The sequence below is a fragment of the Bacillus sp. DB-2 genome (genome assembly GCF_003315125.1).
Lineage (GTDB): Bacteria > Bacillota > Bacilli > Bacillales > Bacillaceae_G > Bacillus_A > Bacillus_A mycoides.
The window spans coordinates 56506-70329 of record NZ_QNRN01000018.1 but is presented as its reverse complement, the minus strand read 5'-3'; the positions used below and the strand labels follow the sequence as shown (position 1 = coordinate 70329).

Sequence of the window (13824 nt, the reverse complement as noted above, 5' to 3'; positions counted from 1 at the left end):
GTAATTGGCATGCAATTCTCTTTCGCATTATGAAGTTTGTTCCGGTTTCTGTTTTAACATCATTTTATCTTTTGCTGGTTTAATCCAAATAATTGCTATGACAGCACCAATAGCAGCGAAGATGCTCGTTAAATAAAACACTTCATGGTCTGCCCCTTTCATAAAAAAAGAATACAGGGGTGGTCCAGCTGCTACACCGATAAATCGCATTGAACTATAAAATGACGTAACTGTCCCCCTCTGCTCTTTTTCAATCCCTTGTGTAATAAGAGCATCTAGACATGGTAACACCATACCAATTCCTCCCCCCATAATAACGAGACAAAGAAGTAGCAAATAGATTCCTTTTAGAAATAAAGGTAAGAAGACAGATGCAGCAGCCAGTAAAAATCCAATATAGATACACTTTTTCATAATATCTTGTTTATCTCCAATTTTTTTACCAGCCATATATGAGCTAAGTGATAGTACAAGTAAAGGAATAGCGAGTACACACCCTTTCCATATACCATGAATATCGTACTTCGACTCCAGTATAGTTGACAGATAAAAAAGTATTCCGAATAAAATAAGCATAATAATTGCACCTAGTATAAAAATGGCAATTAACCATCTTCCCTTTTCTCGAAACGTAGAGATAATAGATTGAATAAATTCTTTAAGGGGTGGGACTTCTTCTTCTTGTTTCTTCGCCTTTACTAGTACCAGTAGTAAAACAATCGATATTACACATAAAACTGGAATCGCCCAAAATGGTAAGAACCATACAATAGCTGCAAGAGCTGATCCTAATATGGGACTCAATACTTTTCCAAATGTATTTGACGTCTCAATGATTCCTAAACCTGCACTAACCTGTTTTTCATCTTTGTATAAATCACCGACACATGGTATGACAACTGGCATAGCACCAGCAGCACCTATCCCTTGAATTGCTCTTCCGATAAGAATCCAAACATAAGGGTTATCAACTTTCCATGATACCCATCCCGTTATCGCTCCTCCAATAGCTGCAATTAATAAACTTGGAACCATTACCATCTTTCGTCCCCATCTATCTGATAAATAACCAGCAATCGGTATAAGTATAATTGCAATGATAGAATAAATTGTAATTATCATGGATACTTGGAAAGATGAAATATGTAATTTCTTTTCAATGGTTGGCAGGATTGGAATAAGCATTGAATTACCTAGCGTCATAACAAGTGGAACTGATGCAAGTGCAATTAAACAACAGTTTTCTTTTTTTAACATGTTGATTTCGGAACCTTTCATCATATATTTCTTACCATATAATAGCCCTGCTGGAAATTATGTTTACATTCCACCAGGGCTATTTCATCTTTACTACTTTCCATTTACAACAAAAGAAATTGGGTAAAATATAGCATTACTCCTATTCTTTGAATCCTGTTCACAATATATCCATACCAATTAATTGAAAATAAAAAAGAAAGGAAGAATCCTTCCTTTCTCCTATAACCTTCTACATTTAGCGAGTATATCCGCCACCAAGCTGTTGTTCTGCCATCGCTACAAGGCGTTTTGTAATTTCACCGCCTACAGAACCGTTTGCACGTGAAGAAGTATCAGCTCCAAGCTGTACACCAAACTCTTGTGCAATTTCATATTTCATTTGATCTAGAGCTGCTTGTGCTCCATGTGATGCTAATTGATTAGCGTTACGATTTCTAGCCATTACCGATCACCTCCTTATATATATTAAACTGTATCAAATCCGAAATTAAATACATGGTAATTTTTGGTTATTGATAAAATAAAAAAAGTCTCCTAAACGAGACTCTTTCATCATTTCACCTTATGAACTTACTACTTCTAATTTTCTATTCGTTAATGCTTTCATTTCTTCTTTCAATATATCTTTCGCATTATGCCCAAACCATTCAAGCGAAGCAAAATGATCAGTATCTCTCACTTCCCGGATGATTTCATCATAGTTTACAATACCTTCAAATAATGGAACCATTCCTATACGACTTCCAGCAGCGGCATATACATTATTTGGTTCAAACACGTGTAAATACTCCGCTGATGATATATTCTTAAAATGGTAATGTTGTATCCACGGCTTTAATCGATGAAAACTATCTACAGGGTCTGCACCAGACTCCCATATATGAAGAAAATCAAGGTTTATTTTTAAATATGGATGATTTACTTCTTCTAACAATTTCAAAGTAGACGGCAAAGTATCCGTTAACGTATTTGGATGTGTTTCTAATAGTATATACATATTATGCGGAGCAAAGAGATCACAAATCATGCGAATTCGCTTCACATACTCTTTTCTCTCTTGTTCCGAGAAATCCTCACTACCTTTTTGCCCGGCAAACGTACGAATTTTATTTGTATTAAACCAATTAGCTAGTGTTACCAGCTGTTCACATTTTTCCATCGTTTTTTGAAAATCCGCTAATAATGATATGTCCAAGTAATCACTTATCATCGTAACTTCTAAATTTTTATCCTTTAAATAATCTATTTCTCGTTCTGTCGTTTCACGCTCTTGTATATATAAATTTTGTGCATGGGTCCCCCACAACTCAATTCCTTCAAAACCGTTTTCATATGCAAATTGAACAATATCAGTAAATGAAATTAGTTGATGGCGAAATGAAATTGTACATAGCGAATATTTCATTGGTTTGAACTCCCTTATCTTAAATTCAATGAACTTGTATTAGTTAAGAAAGACTGATTTGTTGTAATTTCTTTCCATAACAGAAACTGTTTCTCTAGTTCATCCTTGATTTGCAGTTCAATTGTATTCATTTCATCAAGTTTTTCAACAATTGGTAATAACATATCTTTATTATTTGTCATTGCCATTTTAATAGCACGGTACTGTACATTTGTAAATCCTTGTACAATGTCTTCCACTCGATCACACCAATAATCAAATTCTTGCTCCGAATATTGTAAAGTTTCACGGAAGTATGCAAAGGCATGTTCATAGCTATATTTACGTATTGCCAATACGGGTATTTGCTTTACTGCCGTTACGAGCCCGGAAAGTGAATACCCACCCTCTTCATTTACCATTTTTATTATTAATTTTTTTAATTCCATTGTTAGTTCATTATCATCTTTTTTGAATGTTTCCATGAAATAACTTTCTACCATCTCTTGTGTTGGCTCCTGAATTCCTTCTATATCAATGAAATAGCCTCCACCAAATGGGTTGTCTTTAACAGAATGGAGCACTTTTTCTCTTTCCATATTCCCTTCCCAGCGAAAATCAGGATCAAGCATGAACCATTCGTCTTCTTTCTCTGTCTTCGATATCATTAAGTAATGCGGAAACGGTTTTTGATGAAACTTATTTTCTCTCTCAGGCAATAAAGACATATCAACCATTACAATTACGTAACGATTTTCCGGCTTATTTTCTACTAATTCTAAAAATGTTTCTACATTGCTACTTTTATCTTTTGAATGATCGTACCATTCGTTCACTTTTATCCCATACAATTTTTCATACCAAAGCAAGTAGTTATCATGGTTAATGTTTTCGGAATGATAAGAAATAATCCCGCCTTCTGTTATATCAAAGTCTCCATCCCATAATCCGAAATAAAATGGACGGTAATCTATATCGCTACGCCTTTTTATAATTTCACAAAAACAACTCACTAAACAGTGAACTTTAATTGAAGTCATACTCTCATCCACTTTCCTAAAGGTTAGTTATTCACATTTACTTCGTGTAACGGCTGCAAATCTTCCATAAAGTCGAGCAAAGATCCTACAGTAAGAAACGCCTTTGGGTCTATCTCATCCTCTGGAACGCATAGCTTTAAATCCATTTCTATGTATACTATGAGCTGTAACATCATTACCGAATCTATATATAAATCTTGATTTAAACGCATCGTTTCTTCTAAATGTGTCACGTTTTTTAGTTCCATTTTTTCTCTCATAATACTTAAAACTGCTTCTTTTAACATTTCACGACTCATGTTGTTATCTCTCCCATCTCTAATAACTTCCGACTTACTTTCCCTGTTTTATTTTTCGGAATCTCTGCTACATTTTCAATTTCATGTGGCACTTTATAAGACGGTAAATGCTGTATGCACCATTCTCTTATTTGTACTGGTTCAATACGAGAGACTACTTTCGCTTTTACTATTTCTCCCATCACAGGATGCTTGCCCCGGTATACAATTGCCTCCTGAATACCTTCTAATCGAAGCATCGTTTCTTCCACTTCTATAGGAAATACCTTTAGACCGGACACATTAATAACATCATCTATTCGCCCCATGAAATGAAGGCCTTGCTCAGATCTATAACCTAAATCTTTTGTATAAATCTCCTTTTCAGCAATTTTCACTACGATTTCTTCAGGTTCATCTTCATTTGAACCTATGTTAATACTTACATGAGGAAGTGGTTTTCCTAAATCCAAATGTGTTTCCATAGCATGACATATACTAATGCAACCAGCTTCAGAACAGCCGTACTGCTGCATCATGTATTTCGTCATGCCCTTTAACTTATAAAATAGCGTTTCTGGCAAAGGTGATCCTGATGTCATAATTTTATGAAACTGAAAAGTCCCTTGTGGAAAACTCCCCATAATATGTAACATAAGTGGTACTGCGTATATGATATGTTTTTCGGTATTACGAACTATATTTAATGCGAATTTAGGGTTTTTATTTGTAATGATTATAGGCTTACTACCTCTCGTAATTGCTGATAACGTGCCACAAATTAATCCGTATGAATGTGAAACTGGAGCCATTACAATTGGCACTTCGTCTTCTTCACATTTTAAAGCTTCATTGTAAGCGGCAATTTCTGTTTCAATTTCCGTCCATGCTCTACGAATCAGTTTTGGCTCTCCTGTTGTACCTGAACTATACTGCAATAAAGACGGTTCTTCTTGTAATAGATTTGGAACTTCTAATTTTGTAAAGTCGTTACTTTCTCCGTATAAAAGTGCAGTACACTTTGCGCGCTTTGCCATTTCAATAGCTGTATCCTTTGGCGTATCTTCATGAATAAGTAGTACAGATGCTCTTTTTTCTTTTAGGAAAAACACAAGCGTAATAATATCGAATGGATCTTTCAGACAAAGTGCAAATCTATTTCCTTCTGCTTCTTGAAATTGTTCCACTCCCTCGTAACCTTGTAATCTCAATTCAAAATCATATTTGCTAAATTCTTGTTTATTAACGATTAGCATGATTTCCCCCTGTAACAACTGATTTTTGTATTGTAAGTTGCTTTGCTCTATACAATGGATTTGGAACTTCATGAACAAGCGATTCCACATCCATATATAAACGACGCTTCGTTAATTGCTCTGCATGAAATGTAGGTGCATATAATTGTAATGCTTCAAAACGTTCTTTCAAATGCGAAAATCTTTCAAAATGATCTTCTATTTCTTCAACAAGAATGATCCAAAATTGTTCCTCTTTCAACTGATACTCATCTGCCAGCACGAAAGCCAGTTCACCTAGATTGAATAGGAAAAGCGCATCTAAAACCATTTCTTGTAAACATTCAATACGGTCCATTTCAAAGAAATCATTCATTTGACCATGCGCATATGTTTTATGCATTTTAGTAAAGTCAGGACATTTTTCGAGTTCTTTCAAAAATGGACGATAAAACTCCAGTCCTTCATGAAAATCTTTTAGTGCAATACGGACTGGTATTCCCTCTTCATGAACTAAAATCATGTTTTGTCCATGTGATTCTAATGCGACTCCATGCTCTACAACGAGGTGTACAACTGGGATAATTGCTTTTTGAATAAGCAATTGTAACCAGCTTTCTACTCCATATCTCTTTAACCACAAATCAATAGTTGGTGTCCCATTTTTTCCCTTGGCATATAAACCGTTAAATGGGATTGCCTCTTCTTTCTTATCTAAATATTTGTGAACGCTTTCGCGCCAAATACATCCTAATGAGCCATACGTAGCTTTTTTATTCGCATCGTACGTAACACTCGAAAATTCATTTAACAAAATTAAACGCGATTCATCCCTTAAATAAGGGTCATGATTTACTATATCTTTTAACCAATTCGATATAGCAGGTGCACTCACAACCGAATGTGGTTTTAATGTACGGATAGTTGAAGTATTGAGTAAATTCATTGATAACTTTACATATGGTTTCTCTCGATTCGTAACATTTCTTAATGTCCGCATCGACTGCTGCGCGCAATAATCATCTTCTGATTTCCCTAAATAAATAATATATTTATCCTGTATATGGTCAGTATAATTCGGAATAATAAAGTTCTCCCACTGCCAAGGATGAACAGGTATAAACATGTACTTCTTCGAATCACAGTCCATTGTTCGAATACGATCCATATACTCTTCGATTTTCTTTTCACCAAGTTCTTCTTTAAAGGTACAGTTATAACTCTCTTCACTTTCATATCCTACAGTCGTATATTTCTCATGAACTGCAATCCATATAATTTTCATTGGTTGCATAAATTCAAATCCATATTGAAAATTATCACGATATTGAAACCCGATGCGTGCTTTATAACTAGGATGATACGGGTGTCCATCTATTAAATGACTTTCAAGCTCATCATAAGATTTCGCAAGATAGTCTTCTTCACAACCTCTCTCATATTGTGCAATCGTATCTTTAAAGATTGTTTGTTCTAATTCTTGAATAAAAGAATCCAATTTCGTTCGATCCACTTGAACAATCCGAAAAATCTCCTGTAAAAATTGTGAAACTGATTGTATTTCTTCTTCCTCATCTTGAACTCTCATTATTAATGAGTCATGTAAACAAATACGCCCAAATGTCATACGTTCTTGCCCATAGCATTGGTACATTACATTTTGATCCTTTTCATCAAGACCTTGTATAATAAAAAGGATTTGCTCTCCCTTTTGTATACGAATCGGCGTAATGATTTCTTCATAAATTAACGATTCTACTAATTGCCGGAATACTCTTCTTCTTACTGAAATGTACTCTTTTGATTGGAGTGCCTTCAATATTTTTATGTGATAAACTTCTTCTTTCATAAATCCCTCCGCTATAATACGGAATATCAAATTCCATTATTTGTATTACGTGAAATTTTAGCACTACTTATGAACGAACAGCCACTTCTCTAACGAGTGGATTATCTACTTGTACATAAATTGCTTGCTCTAAAGGATTTGTCAGTTCATCAACATCGAAAAATCTCGTTAGCAAATTTGCTTTACATGCCAATTTATTTTCTTCCAACAATTCACTTAAAAATGTAGAAGGTTCGCGGTTATATGGACGGAACGCTTCAAGTACAGACCTTAATTCCGAAAGAAGAATTTCCTCCTTTATTAATCCCGCTGTACCAAAACCGTTAATTAGTCCAAACATATGATTAAAAATTAAATAGTAACGAAATCTTTCATCTACAATGTAATCGTCATATAAATTCCCAGTACGTTCGCCAATACCCGCTAGTTCATTATCTAGCACTGACTTCATTGAATTGCAGAAATAAAAACCTTGATTATCACGGAAGTAAAACTTAACTGGATAACCATCTTTCAATTGAACAACACTATTTTGTTGATGCGCTTCTAATGCAACGCCATAACGTAAATACATCCATACCATCGGCTTTAAAGAGATATTCATATATCGTCTAAACCACTCTAAACTTACTTCTTCACAGCTTCTACCTTCTAAATCCGCTAAGTGATGAATAATATTCGATAAACGAGTACGTTCTCCCGGTATAGCATCTTGAACTAGTCCTGCAATTAAAGTAACGTCATTTGCATGTTCACTATAAAAAGGATTCTCTCGAATAATCACTTCAAATCCAGACTCTTTTGCTCCATAATTTAAGGTAATAAAGGCTGGATCACAAATAAAATCAAAACCTGGATACTTTTCTAGTACTTCACCAATCGACGTATTTAACATTTCCTTCCCTTCAAGGCCACTCTCAAGTTCCTTCAACTTATTAATGCGCATTGAATTTGTTACTTTCACCGGAAATGAAAACTTAAGCATATATTTCGAATGAGGATGATATAGCGTCCTAAGTGATGATGTTGCCATATAATACTTACCTACGGGACCCATATACTCAAGTACTCCTTGATTTATCCACTCTTGTACATAAGGTTGATGTAATAGCCATTCTGCTTGTAGCGGATGGATTGGAATTAATGAATATTCATCTTCTTGACAGTACTCTTCAATAAATTCTTGACCTACCTTTTCATCGCTCTTTAATTCCTTTTTTATCATCGCCGTTGTAGAATCTTGTAACAATGACTTTTCACTTACTATACTTTTATGTGCCCGAAAATAGTGAAGTTGGCACTCCCCTTTTAATTCAGGAGAATACATGGAACTTTTCCAATCCAATATACCTTGTCTACTCTTTGGTGTAGGATGAGTTAAATGTCCAAATAATAAAGATTGCTCCGCCTCAATAAAAGTTGTATGGAAACCATATAATGCAGATGTATCTTCTGCTCTCTTTTTTGTAAATTCCTCAATATTTTGACAACTACGAATAACTCGAAGCATAAGTTCAGCAGGGTTAGTTCCTTCTCCATAGTTGATAGACATCTCTTTTATTAAAAATGTAATAACTGTAACGTAATCTGCTTTTATAACAGTTTTAGTTTCTCCGACTTGATAATAAAACTGTTCTCCAAACAAATGGCGATCTGTTGATGATTTATATATAACTTCTCCATACAAAGTAACCTTCTGTGCCGATAGCCGACAACATAAATATGTGGGGACTATATTTCTATTCAACGTATTACTGAAGATACTTTCTATTCTTTCATCCTCTGTAATCCATTCTCCACTCCCTGTTTCTCTTAAATAACAGTTTAAAAAGCTTTGTATTGTTGCATGTTCCGCGATTTGTTTCGCATGCTGCATACTGCTCCTCCTCTTTTAGACGAACACTATCATTTTTTTGTAAAACTTCTGACAGTTGAATTTTATTATCAACTATGATTCTAATTGATAATGATAATCATTTCAAGAAATATTTCAGAATTTTTTTATCTAGCTAAACTTTTCACCTTTTCAAAACATTTAATCCGGCAACAAAAAAATACACCAATATAATAATTGATGTATTTTTTCATTCTCGCAGATTAAGTTTACATAATAATATTATCGTATTCTAATTTGATAGTGATTTGTATAAACAATCCATATCTCGCCAAGCATATGCTATTTCTTCTACATTTAGTCTTTCTAAAAGTTTCGTGTCAATTTTTTCCGGATTATATTTTTCATAAAACTTTTTAGAAGGATTATTAGCAACAACCCAAACTAACAGAGATTGCATATTATCTTTTTTACATTCCGATAGCAATGCTTGAAATAATCTTTGTCCTATCTTCATTCCTTGATATTTTTGTAAAATGTATATTGCATATAATTCCCCATCACAATTATATGTACCTGTTCTTTCAACTCCCCCATCGATAAATCCGATAATTTCCCCAGTTAACGTCTCTGCTACAAATCTATATTGTAGATTGTCTTCTTTTTGAAAAATGTTTTCCCATTGCTTTTTTCTTTGTTCAAATGTTAAATTTTCTAAAATTTCGTTAGCGAATATCCCAGTATACGTTGTTTTCCAACTATCCACATGCACTTTTGCTATTGCCGCAATATCAGATTTCATTGCCTTTCTAATATGTATCTCCACCATACTCATCCCCCTTAGAAAATAATTATAGCAAAATGTTTTGTATGCATTAAAAAAAGAGTGAATTTTCATCACTCTTTTTATCTACTTTCAACTTCTACTGAAACAACATGATCGATTTCTTTTAAAGAACTATATAATTCAGTTGTATATAAATCTTCTGGAGCTAAAATGACCATTTCCAATTGCTGAGATGCCCCATTATCAATATCTTTAATTTTCACTCGTTTCACTTGCATATTTAAATTTTTAATTTGCTTAAAAATCCCGTCTAACTCTCGATGTTTGTTTACGGTAATTTTTATAGATAAGTCCTTTTGTCTTAATGAATAAGGGCCTGCAATTTTCACAATTTGCGGAAGTACGTTAATCGCTAATATAATTAAAATCATAGCAACCGTCGCTTGTATATAAAACCCTGCACCAATCGCAATACCTAGTGCTGAAGCGGCCCATACCATAGAAGCTGTCGTTAATCCTGAAATAACGTCATTATTTCTTCGTAAAATTACCCCTGCTCCAAGAAAACCGATCCCACTAACAATTTGAGCAGCGAGACGCATTGGGTCCATGTTTGTATGACCCGGTACAGAATAAACATTCACTGATTCAATTGAAACCATTGTAATTAAACAACTCGCTACGGAAATAACCATACTTGTTTTCACACCAAGCGGTTTATTCTTTAGCTGCCTATCTATTCCGATGAATAATCCTAAAAAGAGTGCTAAACCTAATTTGAATAAAAATTCATATGACATAAATTCTTCTCCTTACTTTACAATGTTTCCCTTCGAATATTTCACTATAACTCTTTTATGATATCAATTCCAGTCTTTTCTATTCATTTAAAGTAAAAAACCGAAAAAACATTTTTGACAATGTTTCCCCGGCTTTTTATTATAATTAAGATCTTTCTTTATTTTTGTTCTTTAATTTTAATTTGTGCATCTTTATAAAATGCTAACTTATTATCATTATACTCTTTTGTATGTTTATTAAATTGTTCTTTCGCCTTTTGCGCTTCCACATTTAACTCATTAACAGTTTTAACTTTTTCACCAATTTCTTTTAACTTCGTTTCTTTTACTTTTAATTTTTCATACAGTTCTTTTTCAGTCGCTAACGCCTTCGTGTAATTCTCATTCATCTTTTGGAAGGCATCATAACGATTTTTATACGATTCTTCTACTGTTTTTGCTTGTTTTTGTAATTTCTTATCTTCGAGTTTTTCAATATTTTTTTGAACGGGTGTCGTTTCTTTCTGCGCTTTTTCTAACTGTTCCTTCTCGTTTTTCAATACTTTTTCACGCTCGTCTACATTTGCAGTAGCTTGCTCTATTTTCTTTGAAACTGCTTCATTATGCTCTTTACCTTCTTGTAAAATTTGAGAATAAAGTTCTTGTCCTTGCTTTTCTAACTTCTCTAATTTTTTTGTGTCATCTGCTAAAGGTTTTTCTTGTGTAGATGCTGCTTCAAAAGCCGTAAATAAATTTTCTTCTGGCTTTTCACCGAAACAACCTGATAATAATCCTACTGATAATGCTCCAACTACTGCTACTTTTCCATATTTCAACTTCAATTCCTCCATTACATACGGTTATCATGCCAGAGGTTCACGGGGAAGTGATTCTCTTCATGATATGCTTCAAACTCATAACCTTTTTCTTTTAGACCCTTTAAAATTGCTGGCACAGCAGCAACTGATTGCGGGTGAATGTCATGCATTAAAATGACTTCTTGCGGTTTTGTTGCACCAGCTAATACATTTTGAGCGATTTGCGCTGCCGCTGCATCCACTGGTACTTTATTGTATTTCCAGTCTAAAGAGTCAATTGTCCAGTCCCACACTTTAAGACCACCCTCTACTACTTTGTTTCGAAGGTCTTCATTTAAACCAGGCTTCGACCCGTATGGTGGACGTGTTAATTGAGGTGATTTTCCAATAATATTTGCGATTAAGCTTTGATCTTCTTTCATTTCATTAACATATTCGCCATTTTTATATAACTTCGCAAAATTGTGTGTCATACTATGCATTCCAACATAATGTCCTTCTGCATTTTCACGTTTTACTAAATCAGGAAACTGTTTTACATTCGCACCAATTAAAAAGAATGTCGCCTTCGCATCATGCTGTTTTAACATATTTAATAATTCAGCCGTATATTTTCCTGGCCCATCATCAAATGTAAGATAAGCAACTTTTCTTTCCATTCCGTTAAAACGACTTGGCGCCGTTTTATTCATTTCAACTTTCGATTGTTCACTTGCAAGCTGCACTATATTTTCTTGCTTCGCAACAGCTTTTGCTGGTGAAGTAATAGATTGAAACATGAAATACCCAATAGCTACTATTGCAATCGCTACTGAAACAACTGCAACTCGTTTAATTTTAAAAGCCTTTTCCATTCTATCGAATTCCTCTCCCTATTAATCTTATATATAAATCACCCAATATAATTATACATCTATTTATTTTATTACACTATATAAACAATCTAAAATATGAATTATAATGGGAGTTTTATCAAAATTGTTGTTCCTGCCTCAACAAGCTCTTTATTCTTTTCATACCAATTCTTGATTGCACTATGTACAACTTTCAAGAAGATTTGTTTTAACCTGTTTGATCTTCCATCAATTCAATTCGCTTTCAACTTGCAATGAGATGAATTTATTTCCTCTATTTTAGGAGTTAATTACCAAATTCTTTCCTCTAGTATATCGTACAATTGCACCTTTTGTTTATATAAATTAAAATGATTTAACTGTAGACGTGAAAAAACTAGTAGCCCTTCTACTAAAAATAAATGAAGCAGTCCATTTCCATAAAAAAAGATTGGCTGAGGCCAACCTTTTTTTATACTTATTCATTTCGATTTGGTTTTGGTGTAACACCTAAATGCGCATTTAACTTATTCGAAATATCTTTTACATTCTTTTCATTTGGAATGTAATAATAAATACCACCAATACGTTTATCTGTTCCTTCTATTTGCATCTTTTCCATTTGCAAATCAGAGCCTGCCATATTTTTCGTAATAGCAAGCATATCATCAAACGTTAAGTTTGTTTTCATATTTTTATCAACTGCATCAAGTAAAGAGCCCATTTTACTAATAGATTGAACAGACATTGCTTTTTTCGCAATTGCTTCAATTACAAGTTGTTGTCTTTGACCACGCATTGTATCACTGTCAATTTTACGCGTTCTCGCAAGTGCAAGTGCTTGTTCACCATTTAAATGTTGGTAACCTTTTTCTAAATGAATCATACCTGCTTGGTCTTTACTATCTTGTTCAGTGAAAGTAACAGGTACATCAATATCAATACCACCAATTGAATCTACAATTTGTACAAATGACTCAAAGTTAAACTTCACATAATAATCAACTGGTACATTTAAAAATCTTTCCACTGTATCTCGTGTACTTTCAACACCACCAAATACGTGTGCGTGTGTAATTTTATCTAATTTTTTTCTAGATGGAATATAAACGCGTGAATCACGCGGAATACTTACTAATTTAACTGACTTATCATCTTTATTAATTGTCGCTAATAAAAGTGCATCTGTTCGAACCGCTTCACCATATTGGCTTTTTCTCATTTCGCTTCCATCGACACCCATGATTAAAATCGAGATATTATCCTTTAAAGGTTCCACTTCTTTGTCCCTTTTTGATGACTTATCAATTTTTGCATATGCATCACTTACAACAGCTTTTGCTTTGTTATATATAAACGATCCATATCCTACTCCTCCAAAAATAAGTAGGAAAAATGGAATTAAAATGAACCATTTTATTGATTTTCTTTTAGAACGTTTTTTACTGCTTCTCGTATCTTGTTCTAATTCAGAGCTCATGTTCATTCTCCTCTCTTTCTCTTTTCCTAGTATAATGTATGTCTAGTAATCTTCATATTGAATTTCCTTTCAATCACCTTACATTTTTGTAAGGTTACATCATGAATCCAATATGTATTCCATTTCACATTATACTCTCGTGCTTATTTTTGGCAAGTCACTATTTATCAACTTCAAAAATTTAACACTTCAAAACGTTCGAATTTACAGATTTATCATTCTGTTATTTGCAGGTAGTAAGACTTTC

13 protein-coding genes and 1 pseudogene are annotated in these 13824 nt (G+C 33.7%); all 14 read right to left on the bottom strand.

Features of this window, described 5'->3' with window-relative positions:
* Positions 1 to 27 precede the first annotated feature (27 nt).
* Complete coding sequence (gene bcbE, locus DET63_RS25725; RefSeq protein WP_113938255.1) at positions 28 to 1278, bottom strand: bacillibactin exporter BcbE; 1251 nt, start codon at positions 1276 to 1278, stop codon at positions 28 to 30.
* Positions 1279 to 1495: 217 nt separating this feature from the next.
* Positions 1496 to 1702, bottom strand: coding sequence for an alpha/beta-type small acid-soluble spore protein (locus DET63_RS25720; RefSeq protein ID WP_000113539.1), 207 nt, complete (start codon positions 1700 to 1702; stop codon positions 1496 to 1498).
* Positions 1703 to 1822: 120 nt separating this feature from the next.
* On the bottom strand, positions 1823 to 2665 hold the full coding sequence (locus DET63_RS25715) for a sugar phosphate isomerase/epimerase family protein (RefSeq protein ID WP_113938254.1): 843 nt from the start codon (positions 2663 to 2665) through the stop codon (positions 1823 to 1825).
* 14 nt (positions 2666 to 2679) lie between these two features.
* A complete protein-coding gene (locus DET63_RS25710) occupies positions 2680 to 3684 on the bottom strand; it encodes a DUF6005 family protein (RefSeq protein ID WP_113938253.1) in 1005 nt (334 codons plus the stop codon).
* A gap of 23 nt (positions 3685 to 3707) precedes the next feature.
* Positions 3708 to 3983: a petrobactin biosynthesis protein AsbD gene (gene asbD / locus DET63_RS25705; RefSeq protein ID WP_113938252.1), complete on the bottom strand. Its 276-nt coding sequence runs from the start codon at positions 3981 to 3983 to the stop codon at positions 3708 to 3710.
* Positions 3980 to 5218, bottom strand: a complete 1239-nt coding sequence (locus tag DET63_RS25700; protein ID WP_113938251.1) for an AMP-binding protein — start codon at positions 5216 to 5218, stop codon at positions 3980 to 3982. The genes asbD and DET63_RS25700 overlap by 4 nt, the downstream gene beginning before the upstream one ends.
* A complete protein-coding gene (locus tag DET63_RS25695) occupies positions 5205 to 7046 on the bottom strand; it encodes an IucA/IucC family protein (RefSeq protein WP_113938250.1) in 1842 nt (613 codons plus the stop codon). The genes DET63_RS25700 and DET63_RS25695 overlap by 14 nt, the downstream gene beginning before the upstream one ends.
* Positions 7047 to 7113: 67 nt before the next feature.
* Positions 7114 to 8922: an IucA/IucC family protein gene (locus tag DET63_RS25690; RefSeq protein ID WP_113938249.1), complete on the bottom strand. Its 1809-nt coding sequence runs from the start codon at positions 8920 to 8922 to the stop codon at positions 7114 to 7116.
* Positions 8923 to 9172: 250 nt separating this feature from the next.
* On the bottom strand, positions 9173 to 9709 hold the full coding sequence (locus DET63_RS25685; RefSeq protein ID WP_113938248.1) for a GNAT family N-acetyltransferase: 537 nt from the start codon (positions 9707 to 9709) through the stop codon (positions 9173 to 9175).
* Positions 9710 to 9786: 77 nt separating this feature from the next.
* Positions 9787 to 10467 (bottom strand): MgtC/SapB family protein, encoded by a 681-nt coding sequence (locus DET63_RS25680; protein ID WP_002012374.1) that lies wholly within the window; start codon positions 10465 to 10467, stop codon positions 9787 to 9789.
* Between the two features lie 158 nt (positions 10468 to 10625).
* Positions 10626 to 11282: a YkyA family protein gene (locus DET63_RS25675; protein WP_113938247.1), complete on the bottom strand. Its 657-nt coding sequence runs from the start codon at positions 11280 to 11282 to the stop codon at positions 10626 to 10628.
* Between the two features lie 14 nt (positions 11283 to 11296).
* Entirely contained in the window at positions 11297 to 12118 is an 822-nt protein-coding gene (locus DET63_RS25670) for a peptidoglycan-N-acetylglucosamine deacetylase (protein WP_113938246.1), read from the bottom strand.
* A gap of 134 nt (positions 12119 to 12252) precedes the next feature.
* Positions 12253 to 12513, bottom strand: a pseudogene (locus DET63_RS30845) (sensor histidine kinase); the annotation flags it as partial.
* A 62-nt stretch (positions 12514 to 12575) separates the two neighbouring features.
* Positions 12576 to 13577 (bottom strand): LCP family protein, encoded by a 1002-nt coding sequence (locus DET63_RS25665; RefSeq protein WP_113938245.1) that lies wholly within the window; start codon positions 13575 to 13577, stop codon positions 12576 to 12578.
* Between the last annotated feature and the right edge of the window lie 247 nt (positions 13578 to 13824).